The following is a 26,984-nucleotide window of genomic DNA, read 5'->3' on the forward strand; positions in this document are numbered from 1 at the left end:
GCATGGCGGCAACGTCCCGCAGCGCTTAGAGTTCAGCGATCCATCCGCACCGCAGGACAAGATGAAGCGCTACGAGAAATTCGCCGACGAGATCGCCGGGCTGATCCGCAGCGGCGTGCTCGCCCCCGGGCAGAAAGTCCCCTCGGTGCGGCACGCCAGCCGCACCTACGGGGTCAGCGCCTCCACCGTATTCCAGGCCTACTACCTGCTGGAGGACCGCGGGCTGATCGTCGCCCGCGCGCGTTCCGGCTACTTCGTCCGCGAGCACGTGAAGCGCGCGCTGGCCGAGCCGGAGATCGCCCGCCAGCAGGCGCAGACCACCGAGGTGGACGTCAGCGAACTGGTGTTCTCGGTGCTCGGCTCGATCAAGGACCCGGACACCGTGCCCTTCGGGTCGGCCTTCCCGGCGCCGGAGCTGTTCCCCCTGCCGCGCCTGGCACGCTCCATGGCCCACGCCATGCGTGACATGGACCCACGCGCGGTGGTCGCCGACATGACGCCCGGCAGCCACGCCCTGCGCCGGCAGATCGCCCTGCGCTACATGGTCGCCGGCATGCCGCTGGCTGTGGAGGAACTGGTGGTCAGCAACGGTGCGCTGGAGGCGCTCAACCTGTGCCTGCAGGTGGTGACCCAGCCCGGCGATCTGGTAGCCATCGAGGCGCCGGCCTTCTACGCCACCCTGCAGGTGCTGGAGCGGCTGAAGCTGAAGGCGGTGGAAATCCCGGTACACCCGCGCGAAGGCATCGATCTCGATGCGCTGGCCGACAGCATGGCGCGCCTGCCGGTGAAGGCCTGCTGGTTCATGAGCAACTTCCAGAACCCGCTCGGCGCCAGCATGAGCGAGGACAAGAAACGCGCCCTCGCCGCCCTGCTGGCGCAGCATCAGGTGCCGCTGATCGAGGACGACGTCTACGCCGAGCTGTACTTCGCCCAGCACGCGCCGAAGCCGGTGAAGGCCTACGACAGCGAAGGGCTGGTGATGCACTGCAGCTCCTTCTCCAAGAGCCTGGCGCCGGGCTACCGGGTCGGCTGGGTGGCCGGCGGGCGCTTCAGCGGACAGATCGAACGGCTGAAGCTGATGACCAGCCTGTCCGCCTCGATCCCGGCGCAGGCGGCTATCGCCGACTACCTGCAGCACGGTGGCTACGACCGTCATCTGCGCAAGCTGCGGCATGCCCTGGAAAGCCAGCAGAACGCCATGCTCGCCGCCGTGGCCCGGCATTTCCCGGAGGACACCCGGGTCACCCGGCCGAGCGGCGGCTACTTCCTCTGGCTGGAACTGCCGGAACGCATCGACGCGCTGAGGCTATTCCAGTTGGCGCTGGCGCAGGGCATCAGCATCGCGCCCGGGCCGATCTTCTCCGCCACCCGGCGCTTCGGCCACTGCCTGCGGCTCAACTACGGGCATCCGTGGAACGCCCGCAGCGAGCAGGCGATGGAGACGCTGGGAAGGATCATCCACTCCCTGTGAGCGCCGCGGCGGACATCCGTTTACAAACTGTATCTGTGCGACAGGTTGACGCAGCGATAGAGTGTGCCGAGCGCCTGCCGTTCGTAGGTTGGCGCTGAGCTTGCGAAGCCCAACGGTGCAACGGCTCGGCAAATGTTGGGCTTCACTTCGTTCAGCACCAACCTACGTAGCGAAGCGGAGCTCGCTCCTACGGATTGCGCTGCGGAGAAGCGCCTATGGATACGGAAAGCCTGCAGATCATCCTCACTGTGCTGGCCGCCCTCGGCGTGCACGTCGGCGTACGCTGGTATATCCGCCATGGCGCCGCCGCACCGGAGAAGCGCGGCGACGACTGGCTGGCCTAGACGCGAAACGCGCGTACCGCCGTATGCAGCGCGTCGCCCAGTTCCAGCAGGCGTTCGCCCTCGCTGCGGCCTGAGCCGATCAGTCGCAGGTTTTCACTTCCCAACGCATGAATGCGTTCGCTGTGCGAGCGGATATCGCTGACCGCGCCGCTCTGCTGCGCCGAGCCATCGGCGATGCGTTCGGCCATCGTGGCGATGCTGCGGATCGCCGCCACTACCTCGTCCAATGCCCCCTCGGCGGCGCCGGCCTGGCTGGCGGTCAGCTCGGCGTGCTCGACCTGGCTGCGCATCGCCTCCACCGACTGGCGCGCCGCCTGCTGCAGGCGTTCGGTGAGCCGCTGGATTTCCCCGGTGGCGTCGGCCGTGCGCAGGGCCAGCGAGCGCACCTCTTCGGCGACCACCGCGAAACCCCTGCCCTGTTCGCCGGCACGGGCGGCCTCAATGGCGGCGTTAAGCGCCAGCAGGTTGGTCTGTTCGGCGATGGAGCGGATCACCCCCAGCACATTGCCGATGGTCGCCGACTCCTCCGCCAGGCTTTCGATGGACTGCGCATTGACCCGCACCTCCTCGGCCAGCGCGCGCAACCCGGCAAGGCTGGCGCCGATCACCTGCTGGCCCTGGTCGACCGCCAGACCGGCAGACTGACTGGCCGCGGCGGTCTGGCTGGCATCGTCGGCCACCTGGCGGATCGCCGCCTCCATGTCGCCCAGCGCATCGCGGATCTGCCGGGTATCGCCGTCCTGCCGCTCGGCGCTGGCATGCAGGCCGCCGCTGAGTTCGGCGAGGGTGCGGCTGCTGTCGGCGACCTGTTCGGCACGTTGGTGGATGGTGCCGACCAGGCCGTCGAGGAAGCTGCGCAGGTGATTCAGCGAATCCTGGATCTCCAGCAGATCGCGGGTGCGCGTATCCAGCGCGACGGCCTGGCTGAAGTCGCCCCGCGCCCAGTTCGACAGCAGCGGCACCAGCCGCCCGAGCACCCGCGCCAGGCGCCGTTGCAGGGTATCGATGGTCAGTGCGCCAAGCAGGATCAGCACGATCAGCGCGCCCTGCATCACCCGCACCTGCTGCTGGATGCGCGCACGCTCGCCGCGCACCTGCGGCTCCAGCGCGGCGAGTGCGCCACGTACCGCGTCCAGGCGTTCGCCGGTGGTTTGCGCCAGTTGCCGGCGCTGTTCGATCAACTGGCGGGTACGCGCCAGTTCGTCGGGATAGCGCCGCAGCAGGCTGCCCAGGTCGCGCTTGAGGGCGATGCCGCGATCAACGCCCTGCCGTTCGGTGGCCTCGGTATTCAGCCCCATCAATGCAGCGAAATCATCGGATGCCGAGGACTGTTCCTCCAGTACGCCAAGATCGGGCAGGCCGTCGAGGCGTTCGGCGGACTGGCGCAGGCTGGCCAGCTCGCGCTGGATATCGTCGGCCAGTGCCGGATTGCCGCTCTCCACCAGCTTGGCGCGGGCATGGGCGAGACGCGCCAGGTGCAGGCCGGCCTGCAGCAGCGGCGCACGATAGTCGGCCGCCGCCGGGTTCTGCGCGGCATCGGCGTAGGCGGCGAGTTGCTCCAGCACCCCGCCGATATCGCGCTCGGCCTGCAGCAGCAAACCCTGCGGATCGCCGGCCAGCTTGCCGGCGCCGAGCAGTTCGCCATCGGCGAAGCTGCGCAGTTCCTCCAGGCTGGAGCCGAGGTTACCGGTCAGGCTGGCGGGCAGTTCCGGCAGCGCGCCGGCCAGGCCGTCGATGGCCTGCTGCGCGGCGGTCAGGCGCAAGGCGTCGCCGCTGCCAAGGTAATCCTGGACATTGCGCGCCACCTGCTCGTCGAAGCTGCGCGACAGCTCCAGATAACGGTCGAGCATGGCGAACGGGCGCTCCATGGCGCGCTGCGACCACCACAGCGTGGCGCCCAGGGCGACGCAGACGAGCAGCAGGAGGAAGGTATTCAGGTTGGTCAGCAGCTTCAGGCGCATGGCGGGTCTCGACCGACGGCATAACGGCGAGGCGGGAGGTTATTGCGGTTCGGTTACAGCATGGTGACAGGCGGCCAGCATCCGGCCGCAAACCGTGCGCCAGAGCAGCGCAGGCAGAACGGCCGGGAGGGTTTGCCGGCCTCATACTACTGTTGGACTGCCCATGCCGCTCCGACTGGGGCATGCTTAGACGTATGGAGCGCAGCGACGGAAGCAACCCCCGGAGCTGCCAGAGGTCCATACTCTCCGTTTTCGAAATGCTAAGGAATTTGCCATGTGGGACTGGAAGAAACGCGGCGGCTCCGTGCGCGATCGCGTCGACGATTCTGTGGACGATGTGCGTGCCTACTTCGGCGGCCCCTGGCTGAGCCGCGTGATTGGTGGGCTGCTCGGCGCCTACCTGCTGGTCGCCGGGGCGATCGGCTGGTACTGGAGCCAGGAGCCCGACCTGTTCCCGGTTCAGCAGAACGCCCAGGCTGCCGCCGAACAGGCCGGCCGGCAGATGGTGGTCGGCTACACCACGGTGGAAACCCTCAAGGAAGTCTCCAGCACCCTGCTGAACAAGCCGGGCGGCTACATCAACAACGACATCTTCCCGCCGGGCCTGTGGCTGGACAACATGCCGAGCTGGGAATACGGCGTGCTGGTGCAGATCCGCGACCTCACCCGTGCCATGCGCAAGGACTTCGCCCGCTCGCAGTCGCAGTCCACCGAAGATGCCGACCTGGCACGCGCCGAACCGCGCTTCAACTTCGACAACAAGAGCTGGGCGCTGCCGGCTTCCGAGTCGGAGTACCAGGAAGGCATCAAGTCGCTGGACCGCTACCTGGCTCGCCTGGCCGACCCGAACCAGCCCGGCGCGCAGTTCTACGCCCGCGCCGACAACCTGAACAACTGGCTGGGCGACGTCGCCACCCGCCTGGGTTCGCTGTCGCAGCGGCTGTCCGCCAGTGTCGGCCGGGTCAAGCTGAACACCAACATCAAGGCGCAGGCACAGCTCGCTCCGGGCGAGGCGCCGAAGGTCGAGGAAGAGATTCAGGAAACCCCCTGGCTGCAGATCGACAACGTGTTCTATGAAGCCCGCGGCCAGGCCTGGGCGCTGTCGCACCTGCTGCGCGCCATCGAGGTCGACTTCGCCGACGTGCTGGCGAAGAAGAACGCCACGGTCAGCGTGCGGCAGATCATCCGCGAGCTGGAGGCCGCCCAGGACCCGCTGTGGAGCCCGATGGTGCTCAATGGCAGCGGCTTCGGCGTGCTGGCCAACCACTCGCTGGTGATGGCCAACTACATCTCCCGCGCCAACGCCGCGATCATCGACCTCCGTCAACTGCTGGCGCAGGGCTGATGGACGGGATCAGCGACAAGGAGGCGGCGCACCGCGCCGCCTCGGATGCCGAAAACATCGCCTGGGTCGACGAACAGGACCAGTTGCTCGGCAGCCTGCCGCGCGCCGAACTGCGCGAGCGCGGGCTGATCGGCCGTGGCAGCTTCATCCTGCTGTTCAACAGCGCTGGTGATCTGTGCGTGCACCGGCGCACCCTGAGCAAGGCGCTCTATCCCGGCTACTGGGACCCGGCCGCCGGCGGCATGGTGCTGGTGGACGAGAGCTACGCGCTGTCCGCCGAGCGTGAGCTGGAGGAAGAGCTGGGCGTGGCCGGCGTGCCGCTGCGCGACCACGGCACCTTCTTCTTCGACGGGCCGGGCAACCGCCTGTGGTGCGCGGTGTTCTCCGCGGTGTGGGACGGGCCGCTGCGGCTGCAACCGGAAGAGGTGATCGAGGCGCGCTTCATCGATCCGCGCGAAGCGGTAGCCGAGGCTGATTCGGGTGTGCCGTATTGTCCGGACTCGCTGGAGGCGTTGAGGCGGTATCTGGGGTCAGAGGGGGGTTGAGCTGCCCTCACCCCAGCCCTCTCCCGGAGGGAGAGGGGGCCGTTCGGAGCGGGCTGATGCACCGTGCCATCCTGCAACGCCAGGCAGTCCCCTCTCCCTCCGGGAGAGGGTTAGGGTGAGGGGGCATCCGCTGAGCAAAAAACGCTCACCCCTCTGAAACCCCTGCCATCACTGCCACTGCAGAATCCTTCCCAAGCTTATCCACAGCCCTTCCAACAGAATCCGGGAATAACCCTTCGCGTCTTATCCACAGTCGCGCGAAAGGCTAACTGGTTGTTTATACAGAGCAAAAATCCACCGTTCAAAAAACACCCGATCCTCCGGAAAGCCCGCACGATGAGTCCTCCAGCGTTTGCCTCCCATCTTATCCACAGCAACGCCCACAGATTCGCTGGAAAACTCCGGGAACCAACATCAATCCATCCTACGGCCCCAACCGGAGGAGGTTCCGTAGGTTGGTGCTGAGCGCAGCGAAGCCCAACATTCCCCGCTCGACGTTGGGCTTCGCAAGCTCAGCGCCAACCTACGAGACCAGCAGGCGGGCGGCGATGAGGTCTTCCAGGGCGTAGCCGACGGATTTGAACAGGGTGATCTCGTCTTCCTTCTGGCGGTGCCCGTTGCCCTGCAGCAGGTCCCGCAGTTCGCTGTGGATATCTGCCTCGCCAATCACTCCCTCGGCCATCGGGATCAGCAGGTCGCCGGCCTCTTCCAGCGCGCCTTCGCGGGTATCGACGACGATGCGGGCGCGGCGCACCACTTCGTTGTCGGTCTCGCGCATGCTCGGCAGGAAGGCGCCGACCAGGTCGAGATGCACGCCCGGCCGCAGCCATTCGCCTAGCACGATAGGTTCTCGGGAGGTGGTGACGCAGGTGACGGTGTCGGCCAGCCCGACGCCTTCGCGCAGATCGGAGCAGGCGCGTACCGGATAGCCCTCTGCGACCAGCCGCTCGACCAGTGCCGCAACCTTGTCCGGCTGGCGGCCCCAGATGGCGATGTTGGTGTATTCGCGCACCACGCTGTGGGCGCGGACCATGTGCGCGGCGAGGGTGCCGCTACCGACGATCAACAGGCGCCGGGCGTCCTTGCGTGCCAGGTAGTCCGCCGCCAGCGCCGAAGTGCAGGCGGTGCGCCGGGCGGTGAGTTCGGAGGCTTCCAGCATCGCCAGCGGACGGCCGTTCTCGCCATCGAACAGGCAGAACAGCGCGGCCACCGCCGGCAGGTTGCGTGCGCCGTTGCCGGGGAACACGGTGACCAGCTTGACGCCGATATCCTGCCCCGGCCGCCAGACCGGCATGGTCAGCAGCGAGGCGTTCTCCGGCAGCACGTGGCAGCCACGCACCGGCGCCTCGCACGGCCCGGCCAGGCCGGCGCGCAGGGCTTCGATCAGTTGTGGATAAGCCAGACGTGCGGCTACGTCGGCGTTGGTGAGGAAACGCAGGTCGTGCATGGGGATGTTCCTGAGCAAGTGGAGGCGGCCAAGAGCCCCTCACCCTAACCCTCTCCCAGAGGGAGAGGGAATCGTTCGGTGTGAGGCGGAGCTCCGCAATTACCCGCTACTCCGTGTAGCCCCCTCTCCCACCGGGAAAGGGCTGGGGTGAGGGGAATGGAGCCAGCATCAATGCCCACCCAGATACGCGTCGCGCACTTCCTGGTTACCCAGCAGTTCCGCTCCGCTGCCGCTCATGCGGATCTGCCCGTTGACCATCACGTAGCCACGGTCGGACAGCTTCAGCGCATGGTTGGCGTTCTGCTCGACGAGGAACAGCGTCATGCCGCTCTTCGCCAGTTCGCGCAGGGTCTGGAAGATCTGCTTGACCACGATCGGCGCCAGCCCGAGGGACGGTTCGTCGAGCAGCAGCAGCTTCGGCCGGCTCATCAGCGCGCGGGCGATGGCGAGCATCTGCTGCTCGCCGCCGGACATGGTCATGGCGCGCTGGTTGCGCCGCTCCTTGAGGCGCGGGAACAGGTCGAACATGCGCTGCATGTCCTCCTGGGCATGGTCCATGCCGATGGGAATGGTGCCCATCAGCAGGTTTTCCTCGACGCTCATGTCGGGGAACACCCGACGCCCTTCCGGGGACTGGGCGATGCCGTTGGAGGCGACGTAGTGCGCAGACTTCTGCCGGATGTCCTGGCCCCTGAAGAAGATATTCCCCGCGGCCGCGCGCGGCTGGCCGAAGATCGACATCAGCAGCGTGGACTTGCCGGCGCCGTTGGCGCCGATCAGCGCCACCGTCTCGCCTTCGTTGACCTGCAGGGACACCTTCTTCAGCGCCTGGATCGGTCCGTAGAACACATCGACATCACGGAATTCCAACATCGGCGCGGTCATGCAAGGTCCTCTTCTTCTGCGCCGAGATAGGCGGCGATCACTTTCTCGTCGTTGCGGATTTCCGCCGGGTTGCCCCGGGCGATCACGTCGCCGTGGTCGAGCACGATGATGTGGTCGGAGATGTTCATCACCATGCCCATGTCGTGCTCGATCAGCAGCACGGTGATCCCGTGGTGGTCGCGCAGGTAGCGGATGATCCGGCTCAGCGCCTGGGTTTCCGCCGGGTTGAGGCCGGCGGCGGGTTCGTCCAGGCAGATGATTTCCGGGCGCGTGCACATGGCGCGGGCGATTTCCAGACGGCGCTGCTGGCCGTAGGACATTTCGCCGGCCAGGCGGTTGGCGCAGTCCACCAGGTCGACCACTTCCAGCCAGTAGAAGGCATGGTCCAGCGCCTCGTTCTCGGCGCGGCGGTAGCCGGGGGTGTTGAGGACGCCGGCGAGCAGATTGCGGTTGACCCACATGTGCTGCGCCACCAGCAGGTTTTCCACCACCGACATTTCGCGGAACAGGCGGATGTTCTGGAAGGTCCGCGCCAGGCCCGAGCGGTTCACCAGATGGGTGCCGCCGAACATCTTGTAGTACAGGCGGCTGCCGAACTGCGCCGGGTTGACGAAGTCGGCGCTGCGGAAAGGCTCGCCGAGCACCTTGATCACATCGATGGACTTGCCCTGGGTGTTGAGTTCGATGCGCCCGCCGGTGGCCTTGTAGAAGCCGGTCAGGCAGTTGAACACGGTGGTCTTGCCGGCGCCGTTGGGGCCGATCAGGGCGGTGATCGAGTGGCGCTCGACGTCCAGGTTGACGTCGTTGAGCGCCTTGATGCCGCCGAAATGCATCATCAGGTGTTCGACGCTGAGTATTTTATCGGTGCGTGGGTCACTCATGGCGCCACCCCCTTGCGGGTGGCGAAGCCACTACGGTTGATGCGGATCAGCCCGCGCGGTCGCCAGATCATCATCAGCACCATGAGCATGCCGAACAGCAGCACGCGGTAGTCGGCGAAGGTGCGCAGCAGTTCCGGGGCGACGGTGAGGACGAAGGCGGCGATCACCACGCCGACCGTCGAGCCCATGCCGCCGAGCACGACGATGGCGAGGATCAGCGCCGACTCGAAGAAGGTGAACGACGACGGGTTGACGAAGCCCTGGTAGGTGGCGAAGAACACCCCAGCGAGGCCGGCGGTGGAGGCGCCGAGCATGAACGCCGAGAGCTTGACCAGCACGTGGTTGAGGCCCATGGAGCGGCACGCCACCTCATCCTCGCGCAGCGCTTCCCAGGCGCGGCCGACCGGCATGCGGGTCAGGCGGTGCTTGATGTAGAGGACAGCGATCACCACCAGGAACAGCACGATGTAGATGAACAGGAACTTGAAGTTCTGGTTGTATTCGATGCCGAAGAACTCGTGGAACGGAACGCCGCCCTCCTTCGCCCGGCGGCCGAACTCCAGCCCCATGAAGGTCGGTGCAGGCACGGACATGCCGTTCGGCCCGCCGGTAAAGGACAGCCAGTTGTTCAGCACCAGGCGAATGATCTCGCCGAAACCAAGGGTCACGATCGCCAGGTAATCGCCGTGCATCCGTAACACCGGGAACCCCAGCAGCGCGCCGGAGAACGCAGCCAGCAATGCCGACAGCGGCAGCAACGTCCAGAAGCCCAGGCCGAGGTAGTGGTAGCCCAGCGCCAGGCCGTAGGCGCCGATGGCGTAGAAGGCCACGTAGCCGAGGTCGAGCAGGCCGGCGAGACCGACCACGATGTTCAGGCCGAGGCCGAGCAGCACGTAGATCAGGCCAAGGATGACCACGGTGAGCAGGTACTTGCTGGCGAAGAACGGGAAGATCACCGCGGCGACCAGAATCAGCGGGATGATCCAGCGCAGCCGCGACTTGTAGTCGTGGGGCAGCACGCTGATGCCGGAGTCTGAGGTCTCGAAGCGTTCGAGGAGGGCGACACCGGACCTGGTCTGCAGGAACAGGCTGAGCAGGAAGCGCCCCGCCATCACCGCGCCGATGATCCAGACCAGGCGGTCGATGTGCAGGTTGAAGCCGTAGCCATCGAGCACCACGCCGACGATCGGGCCGAACACGATCAGCGCGATCAGCCCGGCAAGGACGGTGTCCAGCAGGATCTTTTTCATGTCGAAGCCCCGGGTCGGTGCGGCCGCCTGTGAGCGGGTCGGCTCTTGCATCACTGCACTCATGCTCACACCTTCGCTACCTGGGGACGACCCAGGAGTCCTTGCGGCCGGAAGATCAGGATCAGCACCAGCAGGGAGAAGGAGAACACGTCCTTGAAGTCAGTGTTGACCATGCCGGAGAACTGCGCCTCGGCGACCCCGAGAATCAGCCCGCCGAGCATCGCTCCGGGCAGCGAGCCGATGCCGCCGAGCACCGCGGCGGTGAACGCCTTGATGCCGATGACGAAGCCGGCATAGAAGTCGAAGGTGCCGTAGTTCATGGTGATCAGCACGCCCGCCAGCGCCGCCATGGAGGCGCCGATGACGAACACGTAGGAGATCACCCGGTCGGTGTTGATGCCGAGGATCGACGCCATCTTGCGATCCTGCTGGGTGGCGCGGCACATGCGGCCGAGCCGGGTGTACTGGATCACGTAGGTGAGCACGGCCATGCCGATGAAGGCCGCCACCAGGATGAAGACCTTGGTGTAGGTGAGCTGCACGAAGCCTTCGCCGATATGCAGCCGGAAGGCGCCGTCGAGCAGCGTGGGCACGCCCTGCTGGCGTGCGCCCTGGCTGAGCTGCACGTAGTTCTGCAGGATCAGCGACATGCCGATGGCGGAGATCAGCGGCGCCAGGCGCGTCGAGTTGCGCAGCGGCTTGTAGGCGATGCGTTCGATGGTCCAGCCGTAGACCCCGGTGATGACGATGGTGAACACCAGCGTGCCGAGGATCAGCAGCGGGAAGGATTCGAGTCCGAAGAAGGCCAGCAGCGCCAGGGCGATGGCCGAGAGGTAGGCGGAGATCATGTACACCTCGCCATGGGCGAAGTTGATCATGCCGATGATGCCGTAGACCATCGTGTAACCGATGGCGATCAGGCCATAGACCGACCCGAGGGTCAGCCCGTTGATCATTTGCTGGAAGAAGATACCGTCCACGATTGGGTACTCGCGCAAACAGGGCAGGAAAGGCTGACGGCGCGCTGGCTGGCCGGCTCGTGACCGGAGCCATGCGACCGACGACCTGCGGGGATTGCCGGCACCGCTCGTGGCGCCGCCGGCAGGTCAGGCGTGAGGCTCGGGGCCCGTTCAAACGCGGGCGGAACCGGCGCCGATGGAGATGGCGCCGGCACGCGGCCGCTCATGAACCGGCGACCACGCGCTTAGTTCTGCTGCTCCAACTGGTGGTACTTGCCCTTGTCGTCCCACTTGTAGACCACGTAGTCGGAGACCTTCAGGTCGCCCTTCTGGTCGAACTCCTTCTTGCCCATCACGGTCTGCACCGGGTTGCCATGCAGCCACTTGGCGGCGGCCTGCGGATCGTTCTTGCCGGCGCCGTTGAAGGCTGCGGCGAGCACCTGCACCGAGGCGTAGGCATACAGGGTGTAGCCTTCCGGCTCGAAGCCGCTGGCGCGGAATTTCTCCACGATGGCCTTGCCGTCCGGGATCAGGCGCGGGTCGGCGCCGAAGGTCATCAGCACGTCCTTGGTGTACTGCGGGCCGCCGGCGGTGGTGACCAGTTCGTCGGTGACGATGCCGTCATCCGAGAAGAACACGGCGGTCAGGCCCTGCTCGCGCATCTGCCGTACCAGCGGGCCGGCTTCCGGGTGCAGGCCGCCGAAGAACACCACTTCCGCGCCGGTCGCACGGATCTTGGTGACCAGGGCGTTGAAGTCCTTCTCGCCACGGGTCAGGCCCTCGTAGAGCACTTCCTTGACGCCGAGCTTGTTCAGCTGCGCCTTGGTCGCGTCGGCCAGGCCCTGGCCGTAGGTGTCCTTGTCGTGGATGACCGCGACCTTCTTCGCCTTCAGCACGTTGACGATGTAGTTGCCGGCGATGATGCCCTGCTGGTCGTCACGGCCGCACATGCGGAACATGCCGGTCAGGCCGCGCTCGGTGACTTTCGGGTTGGTCGAGCCGGGGGTCACGGTGATGATGCCGGCCTCGTCGTAGACCTCGGAGGCGGGAATGGTGTTGGACGAGCAGAAGTGCCCGACCACGGCGATGGCCTTGTCCTGGTCCACCAGGCGGTTGGCGACGGCCACGGCCTGCTTGGGTTCGCAGGCATCGTCAGCCTTCACCAGCTTGATCTTTTCCCCGTTGATGCCACCGGCGGCGTTGATGTCGTCCGCAGCCTGGGTCGCCCCACGCCAGTACTGCTCGCCGAAGGACGCGCTCGCCCCGGTGTGCGGGCCGGCGACCCCGATGACAACGTCCGCCATTGCAAGAGAAGAGACGCTCATTGCGGAGGTTACCGCCAGAGCCAGAAAGCCTTTTCTGAAAATCGTCTTCGACATGGGAGTTTTGCTCCTGAGGGTTTTTGTGATGGCGCTGAAACGACTACTTGCGCAACGACAAGTAGCGTGAGCAAGCGGCGTGCCATTCGTTCTTGTAGTGCACAGGCATGCCACCAAAACTCTAGCCCTCCTTTCCGTTATTATCTTTGTTATTGGAAATCAAATACTTAGGCAAAACTTTCAAGTATCTCCCGGTGTGCCGCAGCCCGCAGCCGGTGGGGCTACGACAACAAATCGGGGAAACCTGACGACACTGCGATGGCTGCCCACCGCTGGTGCGACTACGCACTGTTTCGTGCGATCAGTCGTTATTTCTTATAGCCAAACTCCTTAGGTTCGTGCCGAACTTTCCACTTATGCCACGGAAATAAACATCCCCAGGAACGACATCCGTCGTTCAGATAACGACACGCAGGCACTGCCCCGCGTGGTACAGGGAAAAGCCCGCTTCGTACAGGCAACTGCGCAGTCCGGAGGCAGAAATTTCCTCCATCGGCCGCAATGGCATCGGCAGGCAATCGGCCCTGCCGGAGACCAGGAAATCGGCGAATGCCTTGCCGACCACTGTGCCCGTGGTGACGCCGCGGCCGTTGTAGCCGCTCATGGCGAGCAGGCCCGGCGCCGGCTCGAACAGGCGCATCAGGTGGTCGGGGGTGAAGTCGATGCAGCCGGTCCAGGTGAACTCCCAGTCGACCTTGCCGAGGCGCGGAAAGTAGTGCTGCTGGATGCGGTCGGCCCAGCTGCGAATGAACCACTCCGGCTTGCCGGTGCCCTTGCCCAGGCTGCCGAGCAGCAGGCGGCCGTCGGCGTCGCGGCGGATGCTGCTGAGCACCTGGCGGGTGTCCCACGAGCCCTGCCCGCCGGGCAGGATGCGCGCGGCCTCCGGCCCGTCCAGCGGGCGCGAGGCGACCTGGTAGTAGTAACCGGGGAAGAAGGTGCGACGCAGGGTGGTCCACTCGCCTTCGGTGTAGGCGCTGGAGGCGATGACCACCCGCTCGGCGCTGACCGAGCCACCGTCGGTGAACACGCTCCAGCGCTGGTTGGTGCGGACCAGTCCGGTGACCGGCGAGTGATGGAACAGTTGCCCGCCGAGCCCCTGTACGGCACGCGCCAGCCCGCTGACATAGCCCATCGGATTGAGCGTGCCGGCGCGGCGGTCGAGCAGCGCACCGGCAATCCTCTCGGTGCCGCAGGCTTCGGCACAGGCGGCGCCGGTCAGCAGCTCCACCGGCGCCGCGCGACGCTGCCACTGGGCGCAGCGGCTGCGCAGATCGGCCAGTCCGCGCGCGTTGTGCGCCATGTGCAGGGTGCCTTCATGGCGCGCCTGGCAGTCGATGGCGTACTTGTCGATCAGCGAGAACACCAGCGCGGGCGCCGCACCGAGCATGCGGTTGAGGCGCCCGCCGATGTCCACGCCGAGGCCGGCTTCGATCTCGTCCGGCGGAATCCACATGCCGGCATTCACCAGCCCGACGTTGCGCCCGGAACCGCCGTGCCCGGTGGAGTGCGCCTCCACCACGCAGACCGACAGCCCCTGCTCCAGCAGATGCAGCGCCGCCGACAGACCGGTGAACCCGGCGCCGATGACGCACACATCGGCCTTGTGCTCCCCCCGCAACGACGGCGCCTGCGGCCGCTCGGGGGTCAGGTGTTCCCAAAGACATTCCTGGCGAAGCGACATCCAGCGATCCTTCTTAACGAGGCTTCAAATGTTGGCCACGGGACTCGTAGGGCGGGCGCAGCCCGCCATCCGCCCATCGCGCACCTGGAACGGCGGGCTACGCCCGCCCTACGCGTGCATCAATCGAACACGATCCCCTGCGCCAACGGAAGATCGCGCGACCAGTTCACTGTGTTGGTCTGGCGGCGCATGTAGGCCTTCCAGGCGTCCGAGCCGGATTCGCGGCCGCCGCCGGTTTCCTTCTCGCCACCGAAGGCGCCGCCGATCTCCGCGCCGCTCGGGCCGATGTTGACGTTGGCGATGCCGCAATCGCTGCCCGCCGCCGACATGAACTGCTCGGCCTCGCGCACGTCGGTGGTGAAGATGCACGACGACAATCCCTGCGGCACCGCGTTGTTCAGCGCCAGCGCCTCGTCGAAGTCGCGGTAGGTCACCACGTAGAGGATCGGCGCGAAGGTTTCGCTGCGCACCACGTCGCTCTGCTCCGGCATCTCGACGATCGCCGGGGAAACGTAGAAGGCATTGGGATAACGGTCGGCCAGTTGGCGCTCGCCGCCGAACACCACGCCGCCCTCGCCCTTCGCCTGCTCCAGCGCGCCCTGCATGGCCAGGTAGCTGCGTTCGTCGATCAACGGGCCGACCAGGTTGCCTTCCAGCGGATGGCCGATGCGCACCTTCGAATAGGCGGTCTTCAGGCGGGTGACGATCTCGTCCTTCACCGACTCGTGGGCGATCAGCCGGCGCAGCGTGGTGCAGCGCTGCCCGGCGGTGCCGACGGCGCTGAACAGGATAGCGCGCACGGCCATGTCCAGGTCCGCGCTGGGCGCCAGGATCATCGCGTTGTTGCCGCCCAGTTCGAGGATGCTGCGGGCGAACCGCGCCGCCACTTTCGGCCCGACTTCGCGGCCCATGCGGGTGCTGCCGGTGGCGCTGACCAGCGCCACGCGCGGGTCGTCCACCAGCGCCTCGCCGGCGGAGCGGTCGCCAATGACGACCTGGCTGAGATGCGCCGGTGCATCGCCGAAACGCTGCAGCGCACGCTCGAACAGCGCCTGGCAGGCCAGCGCGGTGAGCGGGGTCTTCTCCGACGGCTTCCACACCACCGGGTTGCCGCAGACCAGCGCCAGCGCGGTGTTCCACGACCACACCGCAACCGGGAAATTGAACGCGCTGATCACCCCGACCACGCCGAGCGGCTGCCAGGTTTCGCGCATGTGGTGGCCGGGGCGCTCGGAGGCGATGGTCAGGCCGTAGAGCTGGCGCGACAGGCCGACGGCGAAGTCGCAGATGTCGATCATCTCCTGCACTTCGCCCTGGCCTTCCTGGGTGATCTTGCCGGCTTCCCAGGAAACCAGCTCGCCCAGCTCGGTCTTGTACGCGCGCAGTTCCTCGCCGAACAGGCGCACCAGCTCGCCACGCCGCGGCGCCGGCACCTTGCGCCAGGCCTCGAAGGCGTGGGCGGCGCGGCCGATCTTCTGCTCCACCTCGGCGGCGCTCTCCAGGTGCACGGCGCCCAGGCGGCTGCCGTCGATGGGGGTGTGGATGACCAGTTCGCCGTCCTGATACAGCCGGGCGTCGACGCCGAGTTTTGCGAGCAGTGCGGAAATCATGGGGACTCCTGTGCGTACCGATGAACGGTTGGAATGCCGGCAGTAATAACTGGCTTGCCTAACCGCAACAAACGACGTTTCCTACACACATCATTCCTTAAATTCATACAACCGATGCTCAGTAAACGCCATCTGCCATCCATGGCCGCCCTGCAATGCTTCGAAGCGGTCGCCCGCCATCTCAGCTTCACCCGCGCCGCCGAGGAGCTCAGCCTGACCCAGAGCGCGGTCAGCAAACAGGTGGCGCAACTTGAGGAAATGCTCCAGCACCTGCTGTTCCGCCGCGTGCGCCGGCGCCTGCAGCTGACCCCGGCGGGCGAGCTGTATCTCACCGAAGTGCGCAAGATCCTCACCCAGGTGGAGATGTCCACCCACTACCTGCTGTCCTACGGCGGCGAAACCGAGGTGCTGCGCGTGGCGACGCCGCCGACCTTCGGCGCGCGTTGGCTGATCCCGCGGCTGAATGGCTGGCGCCATCGCCATCCGAACATCCACCTCGACCTGCGCCAGGAACTTGAGCCCGGCGACCTGCTGCAGTCGCGCTGCGACATTGCCCTGTACTTCGGCCAGGGCACCCTGCCCGGCGCCGAGTGCATCCGCCTGTTCGGCGAGGAAATGGTGGCGGTCTGCGCGCCGTCGGTCCTGCCTGCGGAACCGATGAGCGATCCGACCGAACTTGCCGAACTGGTCCTGCTGCAGAACGCGACGCGCCCGGAGGCCTGGCACGAATGGTTCCTCAGCCTCGACCGGCACAGCGAGCACAGCTACCACGGCCCGCGCTTCGACACCTTCTACATGTGCATCCGCGCCGCCCAGGCCGGCTGCGGCGTGGCGCTGCTGCCGCGCTTCCTGGTGGAGGAGGAACTGCAGGAAGGCAAGCTGGCGATCGCCTGGGACCACGCCCTCGCCAGCCGCAGCGCCTATTACCTGGCCTACCCGGAACACGCCGCGGCGGTGCCCAAGGTGCGCGCCTTCGTCGAGTGGATCGGCGAGCGAGCGAATCCGTAGGGCGGGTGCAACCCGCCGAATCGGCAGGATGGCGGGTTGCACCCGCCCTACTCGCTGCCCGGCGTTGCCGGATGGCACGGCATACAACTCAACGCCGTTGCCCCCCTCTCCCTCCGGGAGAGGGCTGGGGTGAGGGAATCGCAACGCCGGAGTATCCGTAGGAGCGGAATCTCCAGCCGACAAATGCATCGACCCAACCGCCCCGACGCTGGTATTTTTCAGGGTTTACAAGCTGCCGGCCTGAGTATTCACAAGGACCACCCCATGAAATCCATCCAACACGCCATCGCCAGCGAACTGAATGTCCAGCCGCCGTTCAACGGCCCGGAAGACATCCAGGCGGAAATCCAGCGGCGTATCCGCTTCATCCAGGACTGCCTGCGCGAGTCGGGCATGAAGACGCTGGTACTCGGCATCAGCGGCGGCGTCGACTCGCTCACCGCCGGCATGCTCTGCCAGCGCGCGGTGGAAGACCTGCGCGCGCAGACCGGCGACGACGCCTATCGCTTCCTCGCCGTGCGCCTGCCCTACAACGTGCAGGGCGACGAGTCCGATGCCCAGGCCTCGATGGACGTCATCGCGCCCGACGAGCGCCACACCGTGAACATCGGCCCGGCAGTCAAGGCGCTGGCCGCTGAGACCGCCGCCCTCGAAGGTCTGCCGGCCGGCACCGCGGACTTCGCCCTCGGCAACACCAAGGCGCGCATCCGCATGGTCGCCCAGTACACCATCGCCAACGCCCGCCAGGGTCTGGTGGTCGGCACCGACCACGCCGCCGAAGCGGTGATGGGCTTCTTCACCAAGTTCGGCGACGGCGCCTGCGACCTCGCCCCGCTCACCGGCCTGGTGAAGAACCAGGTGCGCGCCGTCGCCCGTGCCCTCGGCGCGCCGGAAGAACTGGTGATGAAAACCCCAACCGCCGACCTCGAAGACCTCGCTCCCGGCAAGCCGGACGAGCACGCCCACGGCGTGGCCTACCAGGATATCGACGCCTTCCTGCACGGCCACCCGGTCCACGAGGAAGCCGCCGCGACCATCCAGCGCACCTTCGAAAAGACCCGCCACAAGCGCGAACTGCCGAAGACCCCGTAACGCGATACGTAGGTTGGCGCTGAGCCTGCGAAGCCCAACGATGCCACGCCCGGAAGATGTTGGGCTTCACTCCCGTAGGTTGGGCTGAGGTACGAAGCCCAACGGTGGCACCCAGACTCTGCAGGTGTTGGGCTTCACTGCGTTCAGCGCCAACCTACGGAACGCAAGCGGAAAAAAAGGAATGCATCGAGCACTTCTTTTCGCTTGCGACCACCCTGCCCGTGCCGCTCTCATTGGCCTCGAATGCAACCAAGGGCGAGCGTCATGCACGAAGGTCTGTTCCAACTGGTTTCCGCTGTGGTCGGCGCAGAGGCCGCCGACTGGCTGGGCAATCACGTCGAAGTCCCCCAGGGTCTATCCCGCTTCGCCTTCACCCGCGAGGGCGTCCACCGTTCCTGGCTGGCCGAAGCGCTGAACCTCTGCCTGTTCCACCAGCTGGTCGAGGCCGTGCCCGACGGCCGTCGCTATGTCGTCGAGCAGCGCCAGGCCGGGCGCAAGGTGCTGTTCGATCATGGTGCGATCCGCACGGTCGACTGGCCGGAGAACGGCGAGCTGCCGCGCGGCCGCCTGGCCTTCGCGCGCATCCTCGAACCACTGGGCTTCACCGACGTGCGCACCTACCCGCTGACCAGGCTGAAGATGACCGGCTACGCCTACTGCCATCAGGACCTGCCGGAGGAGATCGCCCAGTTCTTCGTCTCCGAACTGCATCCGGGACGTTTCAGCGAGGCGTTCCAGGCCAGCGTCACGCGCGTGGTCGAAAGCAGCCGCGATCCGCTGTCGAGCGAGCACCTGTCGATCCTCCGCCGCCTGCGCCTGACCCGCCATTGCAGCGTCGAGGAAGCCCGGATCGTCCTGCCGGCCCTGCACGCTGCCTTCGGCCGCCAGCACGGCGTGGTGCGCGAAGAGGACTATCGCAACCTGCTCGGCGAAAGCGCGGAAATGGCCTGGATCGCCACCGAGGGCAACATGTTCAACCACCTGACCGACCGGGTCGGCGACCTCGAAGCGGCGGTGGAACAACAACGCGCACTGGGGCGACCGATGAAGGACAGCATCGAGGTGTCCGGCTCGGGCAGCGTGCTGCAGACCGCCTACCGCGCTGCCCAGGTGCAGCGCGATTTCCTCGGCCCGCAGGGCGAACTGGTGACGCGCACGGTTCCGGGTTCCTTCGTCGAGTTCATCCAGCGCAGGGTAGATGGCGAGAGCGGCAGGCTGGACCTGAACTTCGACAGCAGCAACGCCCAGGGCATCTTCAAGATGACCGATTCACGCAGCGCCTGAAATGCAGAAGCCCGGCACGAGGGCCGGGCTTTTGCATCACGATTGCGGATTGCGCGGAAAGGTCACTTCACTTCCAGGGTGCCCTTCATCATTGCCGAATGGCCGGGGAAGGAGCAGAAGAATGCGTACTGCTCGCCAGCTTTCAGCTTGGCCACGTCGAAGGTCACCGAGTCCTTCTCGCCGGAGCCGATGATCTTGGTGTGGGCGATCACGCGAGTATCGCCATCCTTCACGTAGTTCTTGTCGAGGCCGGCAGCCATGCCGTCGGTGACGGCGCCTTGCATATCGGCAGCGGTGGTCAGCACCCAGTTATGCCCCATCACGTTCTTCGGCAGGCTGCCGGGGTGGGACAGGTTGACGGTGAACGTCTTGCAGCTCTTGTCGACCGTGATGGCGTTGGTGCTGAACTGCATCTGGTCATTGCCCTGGATATCCACAGAGCATTCGGCAGCCAGAAGCGGCGCACTGAACAGACCGAGCAGGGTTACAGCAGCGAGTTTGCGGAACATACAAGCCTCCTAGGCAGGTTGGGCGGTGAATCCTGTAGGGGGAGACTGCCGGAAGCGTAGGCAGGTTCCCCTGATGTGGATCAAGACGGCACTGGCGGAACCACTACGGTGCAACGGAAAACTCCTGACAGGACCATCCCAGACGGCACGAGGCAAACCAGCACACCCCGCCTAGCATAGACGGCATCCCCGATCCTGACGGCCCTGTTCGACAATCGAATGGCGTCAGGATGTGATCGCCGCTCGCCCAAGCCTTGGTCTGCACGCCGTCAACCGCTACCCTGAACGCTTTGTTCTGCTACGGAAGTTGTCCATGTCCCTGCGTTCGATCTGCGTATTCTGCGGCGCCAGCCCCGGCGCCAGTCCCATCTACCGCGAAGCCGCCGAAGCCCTCGGCCGGCATCTCGCCGAACGCGGCCTGCGCCTGGTCTACGGTGGCGGTGCGGTCGGCCTGATGGGCGTGGTGGCGGATGCCGCCCTGGCCGCCGGCGGCGAAGTCATCGGCATCATCCCGCAAAGCCTGAAAGACGCCGAGATCGGTCACAAGGGGCTGACCCGCCTGGAGGTAGTGGACGGCATGCACGCGCGCAAGGCGCGCATGGCCGAGCTGAGCGATGCCTTCATCGCCCTGCCCGGCGGCCTCGGCACCCTGGAAGAACTGTTCGAGGTGTGGACCTGGGGTCAGCTCGGCTACCACGGCAAACCGCTCGGCCTGCTGGAAGTGAACGGCTTCTACGATCCGCTGCTGACCTTCCTCGACCACCTGGTGACGGAGCGCTTCGTCCGCCCGCAGCACCGCGAAATCCTCCAGCGCGGCTCAACGCCCGCGCAGTTGCTGGATGCCATGGAAGCCTGGAAGCCGCTCGCCGCGCCGAAGTGGGTGGACCACACGCCGGGCTAGCGCCAGCACTCGGCAGCCGATGCGGCACTCCCCGTTTTGCCGCGCTCGCCAACGGCATTCAATGTCAGGCTGCCACATTGCGTGTCCCGGGCCTGTGCTCCTTGCGGGGTGGCCGTCAGCAGGTAGCCGCCGCTGCCGGCCGGATTGCTTACCGCAAGGCTGTATTTGTCGGTGTCCGACATGACGGCAGTGCCAGTGGTCTTGCGCATGCCCAGCTTGCCGATGTCTTCCGGATCGGTCACATAGGCATTGTTCTGGGCAAAGTGACGCTCCTCTCGTGCAGCGGCGTCGTTGAGCATCGCCTGCCCCTCCGCACGGTTGGCCCGCAGCACGTACTGCTGGTAACTGGGGTAGGCGATAGTGGCGAGGATGCCGATGATCACCACGACGATCATCATTTCCAGCAGGGTGAAGCCCCGGACTCGAACGACGTTCATTGCACTCTCCTAGTCCCGCATGCGCCGCCAGCTCAGGCGGCCCGGCCGGATTCCATCATCTATCCGCAGGCAGCCATCGCTGCCGCAACCCACCAGGTTGTGCTCGCTGTCGAGTCCAGGTGCGAGGCCTCCGGTGATCCCGGGAAACTCGATGCCAGAGACGATGACCGAGTCCGCCGCGCGATCGAGCTCATCGATCGTCCCGTCATGGTTCAGGTCCAGCGCATCCATGTCTGGAGCACCGCCCGTCAGCGGATTCAGCGCCATCAGCCAGGTACGGACGCCGTCCTCGCAAGGGTCGCTGCGCGGAGCGAGGGTGGTGATCAGCAGCAGGTTTCCGCTGGTGGTGGGGTCGCTGACGATCCTTTCGCCGGTATCGGGCAGGTCGAGATACCAGCCATACTTCTCCACGACAGTGGCGCCCGCGGATGTGCTGGTCCAGGCCACCGCCTTGTCGCTGACGATGCGGATGTTCCGCGTACCGTTGCCGATGGTGACGCCCTCCTTGGTCACCAAGGTCTGCTCCTGCAGCCTGCTCCGCGTCACGCTGGGCGTGCTGAGCGCACTCTCCCCCGCCGTCTGCCGGTCCCAGATACCGTACAGGGACATCGCCTTGCCGCTGCCCACCACCGCATCGGACGTTTCGAAATACTTGCCCGTGCCGAAGATCACCAGCAGGCCGGTACCGCCCGGATGCCTGGCCACCCGTGGCGCGGAGGTGATCGGCTGGAAACCACCGCTGCCGCTGACGGCCTGGAACAACGGCGCGCCGCCGAAGGAGGCTCTGAAACTGCTGGTGGCAGCGAACGACGAGGCCTCTCCGTAAGGCTTGCCCGGCGTGCCCGGGGCGAACAGATCGAAGCGCCAGAGATTGCCGCGGATATCGCCGGCATAGGCGTAGTCGGCGATGCCGTCGCCATCCATATCCACCACCCGCGGGGTGGACAGCCCGTTCGGGGCGCTGCCGCCGTCACTCACAGGAATGGACTTGATCAGGCTGCCATCGCCGATGTCGACCAGATAGAGGACTGCATGATCGTCGATGCTGTCGTAGCCATTGGCCGCCACAACTGCCCAGCGGCCATCGTGCAGACGCGCAATGCTCGGCTTCGTCAGGGTGTAGCCGAGGTCCCGGTAGGCGCTGTCGCCGGCACTGATTTCCCACAACAGTCTGATGTTCGCCGGATCGGTGATATCCAGCGCGAACATGGATCGGCCACCGCCGCCCAGGCTTCCCACCAGCACGCTGTGCCAGGCGCCGCCGAAATACACGTCGCCAGTTACCAGCGGGCCGTCGACGAAATACTGGTGCTGGTTGCCGGTGTATTTGCGGTCGGGAATCCGGTTCATCTTCTCCAGGGCGGCAGTCGGCACGAAGGCAAAGGTTTCTTCGCCGTTCGGGTCGAATGCGTGCAACATGCCGTCGTTGGCGCCGACGTAGATGCGTGTCGCCCTGTTCTTGCGTGCGTCCTTGAAGTCGGAGTACGAGCCCTGTCCATCCAGGGCATTCATCAGATAGGCCGGCCGGGAAGGCGCAGCGACCACCACCGGCGCAGAGCCGACGATGTCGCCGAGAAGATTCTGCCGGCTGCGGAACAGCGTGCCTTCCTTGCTGCGATCGCCACGCAGGTAATCGACTCGCGCCGATCCCAGGGAATCCGCATCGCCATCCAGCGTCCTGTTGAACGCGGCCTGCTGCTCGCTGTTCAGGTTGCTCCAGGTGAACTCCACCAGATTGCCATTGCGCCCACGCATCCAGATGCCGCGCTTCTGCTCGCGCTGCAACAGCCTGGCCTTGGCACTCCAGACCTGCGCTTGTGTACCTGACACCGGGTCCTGCCGGTACTTGATCAGATCGCCGCTCCAGTCCTCACTGGAAAAACTCGGCGTATAGGTAAAGGCCCCTGTCTCGGCGGACTCGCTCGTCGGTGAAATGACAGCAGGCCTGGCTGCGGACGTATTACGGCTGGAAATCCGGGTGAGGATGCTGTTGAACGCGCCGACCAGTTGCTCGGGAGTATCGGCGCTGAAGAACTCGCCGCGCGAATTTAGCGCCGCATGCCAGAGGTCATAGACGTTGTTCGGGCTGTTGGAGGAAACCGGCGGCCAGCCGATGCTGCCATCCAGCAGCCCCGTGTAGTCCCCCGCATAGGTGCTGCCACCCCATGCCGGCCGGGTCAGGGATTTTCCCAGGCCGAGGCCCACGGTGAAGTTGACCAGGTGCTGCCAGGTCGCGGGATCGTTGCCGGGGTCCCAGTAGCGCTCCGCAGCAGTACCATTGGCGTTGCGGGTATAGGGTTTGAGATTGTCGGCCAGATCCGGGCGGGCATCGCTCGCCCAGTACTTGAAAGCCACATCGGCCAGACTGTTTGCCGAAACGTCGGCAAAGGGCGGACGCGGCGTATAGCGGGTGCCATCCGGAAGTGTGCTGCCGGTGTTGTCGGCATTGCCGACCGACGTGTTGCTGTCGACCCAGATGCCATCGGTCATCAGCAGGTGATAGCTGGCGCGGCAGGTGTATTCCGGCGCTTGCGTAACGCCCGGCACCAGGGCGTAGGGGTTGTTGACGTCCTTGCGCCGCAGGAACTCCCCGGCCCGGATCAATGCGGAAGGCAACGGAGTCCCGGAGTCGAAACCGATATCGGCCGCCCAACCGAAGAAGTTGGCGCGATGCTCTCCGCTGAACGGTGCCAACAGATTCTCGCCGCTATAGCTGATGCCCTTGCAGCCGCTGGTGCCACTGAGCGTCTTGCAATAACCGAGATCCTGCCAGGTCAGGCGAATGTTCTCCGGCAACGAAAGGAAGGCCCGGTTGGCCGCGCTCTGCATGGCCAGGCCGCGAATCCGATAGAACGCGTACCAGGTGGCGAAGTTCTTCCGCTCATCCGTGCCGTCCGGCCCCGATGTGGCCGAGACCGTCACCAGTCGATAGCAGGCATCGTTTTCCGCGTTGCAGTTGCTGGCCAGGGAAGGGTCGTAGACATAGTAATAAGCCGGTACGCCAACCCTGGTCCTGTCGACTGACCCCACTTTGAAATCCGCCGCCGGGTTCGGCGCCAGGGAATACAGCGAACCCTTGGGGACGGCGTACTCGTTGGTGTAGGTCCCGTAGTTAGAAATCTCCGGCCCGTTGGTCTTGTACTGCCAGGTCACCCGGTAGTTCTTGCTCAGGTCCAGGGTGCCGCGCGCCGGGTTGAAGCCATTCACGTAGACCCGGGTGAAGTCGAAGGTGTCGTCACCGGCGCTGACGGGATAGTCGACGCTCAGCAGTTGCCCACCGCTGAAGATGACCTTCTTCGGCGCCTGGTAGGTGACCTTGGGGTCGTAGTACATGGGGTTGTAGCTGGCCGACTTGACCCGGCGGGTCAGGTACAGGCTGCCCTCCCCCACGTTGTCGCCCATGGCGTCGGGAACGAACGCCCAGCGCATGCTCTGGGAGTTGTCCAGCGTCAGGATCAGGTTGGGGGCAACGGTCTGCAGCAGGAACAGTGGCTGCTGGCTGATATCCAGTTGCGCCGCCTGCGATCCCCCGGTTGCGATCAGGATGCCGGCGGCGGTGCATGCGCCTAGCAGGGCACGATAGTCCATTGGCAACATCTCCCTCAGTTCAAATAGCGCCGTGCAAAAACGCTTTGCAGGATCAGCGGCGTGCGACCGGCTCCTGCCGTGGCATAGGTCGTCACGTAGTAGTAATCCGTGCACACCCCATCGCCGTTCAATGAACACCCCGAATCGCTGTCGAAATGAGCGGCATTCAGACGCGGGGCCAGCGAGAATCGGGTCTGGTTGTCGGAGCCGCGATAAGCCAGTGCATGGCTTCCTTTCATCCACCAATCCGCCGGCGAACCCGCCCAGCGCCAGCCGACGGCGCCCCCATTGGCGGATTGCACCTGCTCCCTGCCGACCACGCACAGGTCCATGTCCGCGATGCAGACATCGTTGCGGCCGTCGTCCGCACCCGGCAGCCGGGCCAGCTTGCGCTCGCCCTCGCGGAGCGCAGCCTCGCCGGCATTGAAGGCCTGCCGCTCCTCCGCCTGATTGCCGACCAGGCGGTTTTCCAGTGCGGCACCACGCATGCCGGTCAGTGTCAGCGCGGTCAGTACCAGCAGCATGACCAGCGCCACCAGCAGGACTGCACCACTCTCCCGGCGCCCCAGATTACGCGTCGTCATGGCGTGAGGTTCCTCAAGGTGACTATGTTCTGGCTGATACGGAAGATGCGCCGGTCGCTGTCGGCGATGGTCAGCTTGCTGGAGGTGAGTTCATTCCACTTATCGATGACCGGCTTTCCCTCTCCCCCGCGGGTGCCGCCATCGCTGGCGAACAGCAGGCTCAGGAGCACAGCCTGGGTCCGCATGGTCCTGCCGGGCGCAGCGGAGATATGCATATCCAGCACCCCGCCGAGGACGCTGGCGGTAACCGGGACACCTCCGCTCTCCAGAACGCTGCTGCAGGAAATTTCGCCGCCCTTGCCAGCGGCGCCCTTGGTGAAGGACAAGCGGGTGAGTACGTTTATTGGCGTTTCGCTGAAGTCGATGGCCGCGCCGGTGCAGTCGCTCTCCTTGCTCTCCATGCCACGCTGGTAGCGGATGCAGATGCCTTGCCGGTCGGCAGTCAGCTTGATGACCTCGCCGTTGTCGAACGCCGGACAGCCGTTGAGTCCGCCGCGGGCAGGAAACGCGAGCGCCATCGACTGTGCCTGCGGTTTCGCCCGGTAACCGGCCCTGGCCAGGATGTCCTGCAGGAACAGCGCCGCGAAACGGCTGCTCTCCTCGTTGCCGATCTGGTTCTGCTGGAACAGGTAATGCTGCTTGTCGTCGACGTAGACCTGAGTGACGCCAAGGATCAGGAAACAACTCAGCAGCAGCGCCACCATCAGCTCGATCAGCGACAGGCCTGTCTGCAGCGTGCGGGATGTCTGGCCCATCTCACAGCTCCGTACGCAGGGTGTAGGTGCAAACGTCCGCGTCGCACATCCGGGACTTCGCATCGCGCCAGGCGACCTGGATCGTCACGCTGGAGCCTGCCCCCGCCGAGCACAGGGAATCGCCATCCTTGCTCCGGCAGATGATGAACTCGCTGCGCAGGAGCTCATCGTCGACGGGAAGCAAGCGCTCGACCGCCCTGCGCCAGCACCCCAGATCGACTTTCGCCACACTCGCGCCACCTCCGCTGCGGTCACGCCCGGCACAGTCGAAACCATCCGCGACCGTGGGCAGGTCATCGCCATCCGCCTTGTAGTAGGCGGAAGAAGCGGCCAGACGATCGTTGGCGCCGAGCAGGGCGCCGCGGTTGCTGCGCATCAGCTCCAGCAACTCATTGGCCAGCATGACTGCACTGCCGCGCAGCGTGGCGTCGTGGGTGTACTGCACTGCCCGCCCCTGCGCCACCGCCATGCCGAGCAGACCGATGCAGATCAGCAGCAGGCTGACCAGCACCTCGATCAGGCTGAATCCCTCCTGTCGCCTCATGCGCCGCACTCCCCTGTCTCCGGCCTTTCGGCATTTGGCGGCAGCACCTGGCCGGAAGCCCGAATGCCGATGTAGCGGCAGCGGATATCCGTCGCATCGGCATGGCAGACGGTCAGGCAACCATTCCCGCCGGCAGCGAGCGCCCCGCTGGACTGGAAGGCGAAACCGGCGGCACTGCCCTTGGCGGTCACGTTGCCTGCGCTCAAGCCGGCGGCGCCCAGTCGGCGGAGCACTTCGCCGAGGGTCCTGACCACCAGGTCGTCATTCCAGCGGTTGGCGGCAGGCGCATCGATCGACACCGTGACTCCGCGGATCGCTGCCTCGCTGCGGGCGTAGAGCAACAGTCCGTACAGCTCGTCACTGGCGCTCTGCACCTGGTTGTTACGGATGAACTGGGTGAAGCCGGGAACGGCAATCGTGGCGCATATGGCCAGCAGGGACAGCGTGACCAGCAACTCGATCAGGGTGAATCCGCTCAATGCGATGGGGCGATGCATGGGTTTGCCTCGACGCGAAGGGTTGCC

Annotated in this window: 23 protein-coding genes and 1 pseudogene; 8 read left to right on the top strand and 16 right to left on the bottom strand. The window is 65.7% G+C overall.

What is annotated here, in order from left to right; genetic code table 11:
- Window positions 1-61 precede the first annotated feature (61 nt).
- Window positions 62-1,471 (top strand): GntR family transcriptional regulator MpaR, encoded by a 1,410-nt coding sequence (mapR, locus tag JFY56_RS08575; protein WP_208313249.1) that lies wholly within the window; start codon window positions 62-64, stop codon window positions 1,469-1,471.
- Between the two features lie 215 nt (window positions 1,472-1,686).
- Entirely contained in the window at window positions 1,687-1,815 is a 129-nt protein-coding gene (locus tag JFY56_RS24510; protein WP_268968845.1) for a hypothetical protein, read from the top strand.
- On the opposite strand, the pseudogene JFY56_RS24725 reads toward JFY56_RS24510, so the two are convergent.
- Window positions 1,812-2,336, bottom strand: a pseudogene (locus JFY56_RS24725) (methyl-accepting chemotaxis protein); the annotation flags it as partial. The gene JFY56_RS24510 and the pseudogene JFY56_RS24725 sit on opposite strands and share 4 nt — an antisense overlap.
- Before the next feature lie 1,714 nt (window positions 2,337-4,050).
- Here JFY56_RS24725 and JFY56_RS08585 point away from each other — a divergent pair.
- Together JFY56_RS08585 and JFY56_RS08590 are read left to right on the top strand one after the other, a co-directional pair.
- The gene (locus JFY56_RS08585) at window positions 4,051-5,121 is read left to right on the top strand and encodes a DUF2333 family protein (RefSeq protein WP_208313110.1); all 1,071 of its coding nucleotides are present in this window, start codon (window positions 4,051-4,053) and stop codon (window positions 5,119-5,121) included.
- Window positions 5,121-5,666, top strand: coding sequence for an NUDIX hydrolase (locus JFY56_RS08590; protein ID WP_408004387.1), 546 nt, complete (start codon window positions 5,121-5,123; stop codon window positions 5,664-5,666). Before JFY56_RS08585 ends, JFY56_RS08590 begins: the two co-directional genes overlap by 1 nt.
- A gap of 523 nt (window positions 5,667-6,189) precedes the next feature.
- Here the strand turns inward: JFY56_RS08590 and lhpI are convergent.
- The 8 genes from lhpI to amaB all read right to left on the bottom strand — a co-directional run bounded on the left by lhpI (window position 6,190) and on the right by amaB (window position 15,758).
- A complete protein-coding gene (gene lhpI / locus JFY56_RS08595; protein WP_208313111.1) occupies window positions 6,190-7,113 on the bottom strand; it encodes a bifunctional Delta(1)-pyrroline-2-carboxylate/Delta(1)-piperideine-2-carboxylate reductase in 924 nt (307 codons plus the stop codon).
- Between the two features lie 168 nt (window positions 7,114-7,281).
- A complete protein-coding gene (locus tag JFY56_RS08600; protein ID WP_208313112.1) occupies window positions 7,282-7,998 on the bottom strand; it encodes an ABC transporter ATP-binding protein in 717 nt (238 codons plus the stop codon).
- Entirely contained in the window at window positions 7,995-8,879 is an 885-nt protein-coding gene (locus JFY56_RS08605) for an ABC transporter ATP-binding protein (protein WP_208313113.1), read from the bottom strand. The genes JFY56_RS08600 and JFY56_RS08605 overlap by 4 nt, the downstream gene beginning before the upstream one ends.
- Entirely contained in the window at window positions 8,876-10,180 is a 1,305-nt protein-coding gene (gene livM / locus JFY56_RS08610) for a high-affinity branched-chain amino acid ABC transporter permease LivM (protein WP_208313252.1), read from the bottom strand. Before livM ends, JFY56_RS08605 begins: the two co-directional genes overlap by 4 nt.
- 14 nt (window positions 10,181-10,194) lie before the next feature.
- Entirely contained in the window at window positions 10,195-11,109 is a 915-nt protein-coding gene (gene livH, locus JFY56_RS08615; protein WP_208313114.1) for a high-affinity branched-chain amino acid ABC transporter permease LivH, read from the bottom strand.
- A 224-nt stretch (window positions 11,110-11,333) separates the two neighbouring features.
- Entirely contained in the window at window positions 11,334-12,467 is a 1,134-nt protein-coding gene (locus tag JFY56_RS08620; protein ID WP_208313115.1) for a branched-chain amino acid ABC transporter substrate-binding protein, read from the bottom strand.
- A 397-nt stretch (window positions 12,468-12,864) separates the two neighbouring features.
- Entirely contained in the window at window positions 12,865-14,148 is a 1,284-nt protein-coding gene (amaA, locus tag JFY56_RS08625; protein WP_208313116.1) for an L-pipecolate oxidase, read from the bottom strand.
- A gap of 119 nt (window positions 14,149-14,267) precedes the next feature.
- Window positions 14,268-15,758: an L-piperidine-6-carboxylate dehydrogenase gene (gene amaB, locus JFY56_RS08630; protein WP_208313117.1), complete on the bottom strand. Its 1,491-nt coding sequence runs from the start codon at window positions 15,756-15,758 to the stop codon at window positions 14,268-14,270.
- A 114-nt stretch (window positions 15,759-15,872) separates the two neighbouring features.
- On the opposite strand from amaB, the gene JFY56_RS08635 reads away from it, so the two are divergent.
- The 3 genes from JFY56_RS08635 (at window position 15,873) to JFY56_RS08645 (ending at window position 19,142) form a co-directional block, all read left to right on the top strand.
- On the top strand, window positions 15,873-16,766 hold the full coding sequence (locus tag JFY56_RS08635; protein ID WP_208313118.1) for a LysR family transcriptional regulator: 894 nt from the start codon (window positions 15,873-15,875) through the stop codon (window positions 16,764-16,766).
- Between the two features lie 264 nt (window positions 16,767-17,030).
- Window positions 17,031-17,858, top strand: a complete 828-nt coding sequence (gene nadE, locus JFY56_RS08640) for an ammonia-dependent NAD(+) synthetase (protein ID WP_208313119.1) — start codon at window positions 17,031-17,033, stop codon at window positions 17,856-17,858.
- 264 nt (window positions 17,859-18,122) lie between these two features.
- Entirely contained in the window at window positions 18,123-19,142 is a 1,020-nt protein-coding gene (locus JFY56_RS08645; protein WP_208313120.1) for a DUF1338 domain-containing protein, read from the top strand.
- Between the two features lie 62 nt (window positions 19,143-19,204).
- On the opposite strand, the gene azu is transcribed toward JFY56_RS08645, so the two are convergent.
- Window positions 19,205-19,651, bottom strand: a complete 447-nt coding sequence (gene azu / locus JFY56_RS08650) for an azurin (RefSeq protein ID WP_208313121.1) — start codon at window positions 19,649-19,651, stop codon at window positions 19,205-19,207.
- A gap of 313 nt (window positions 19,652-19,964) precedes the next feature.
- Here azu and JFY56_RS08655 point away from each other — a divergent pair, with 313 nt between their 5' ends.
- Entirely contained in the window at window positions 19,965-20,552 is a 588-nt protein-coding gene (locus JFY56_RS08655) for an LOG family protein (protein ID WP_208313122.1), read from the top strand.
- Here JFY56_RS08655 and JFY56_RS08660 read toward each other — a convergent pair.
- Genes JFY56_RS08660 through JFY56_RS08685 form a run of 6 tightly spaced genes read right to left on the bottom strand, consistent with a single transcriptional unit; the run spans window position 20,549 to window position 26,957 of the window.
- Window positions 20,549-20,989: a type IV pilin protein gene (locus tag JFY56_RS08660; protein WP_208313123.1), complete on the bottom strand. Its 441-nt coding sequence runs from the start codon at window positions 20,987-20,989 to the stop codon at window positions 20,549-20,551. The two genes, JFY56_RS08655 and JFY56_RS08660, sit on opposite strands and share 4 nt — an antisense overlap.
- Window positions 20,990-20,998: 9 nt before the next feature.
- Window positions 20,999-24,577 carry a pilus assembly protein gene (locus JFY56_RS08665; protein WP_208313124.1) on the bottom strand — a complete coding sequence of 1,193 codons (3,579 nt, stop codon included), beginning with the start codon at window positions 24,575-24,577 and terminating at the stop codon, window positions 20,999-21,001.
- A gap of 14 nt (window positions 24,578-24,591) precedes the next feature.
- Window positions 24,592-25,161, bottom strand: a complete 570-nt coding sequence (locus tag JFY56_RS08670) for a pilus assembly PilX family protein (protein ID WP_208313125.1) — start codon at window positions 25,159-25,161, stop codon at window positions 24,592-24,594.
- On the bottom strand, window positions 25,158-25,916 hold the full coding sequence (locus JFY56_RS08675; RefSeq protein WP_208313126.1) for a PilW family protein: 759 nt from the start codon (window positions 25,914-25,916) through the stop codon (window positions 25,158-25,160). Before JFY56_RS08675 ends, JFY56_RS08670 begins: the two co-directional genes overlap by 4 nt.
- A 1-nt stretch (window position 25,917) precedes the next feature.
- On the bottom strand, window positions 25,918-26,460 hold the full coding sequence (pilV, locus tag JFY56_RS08680; RefSeq protein WP_208313127.1) for a type IV pilus modification protein PilV: 543 nt from the start codon (window positions 26,458-26,460) through the stop codon (window positions 25,918-25,920).
- Window positions 26,457-26,957, bottom strand: coding sequence for a GspH/FimT family pseudopilin (locus JFY56_RS08685; protein WP_208313128.1), 501 nt, complete (start codon window positions 26,955-26,957; stop codon window positions 26,457-26,459). The genes pilV and JFY56_RS08685 overlap by 4 nt, the downstream gene beginning before the upstream one ends.
- Window positions 26,958-26,984: the final 27 nt, after the last annotated feature.

It is taken from the genome of Pseudomonas schmalbachii (assembly GCF_017589465.1).
Taxonomy (GTDB): domain Bacteria; phylum Pseudomonadota; class Gammaproteobacteria; order Pseudomonadales; family Pseudomonadaceae; genus Pseudomonas; species Pseudomonas schmalbachii.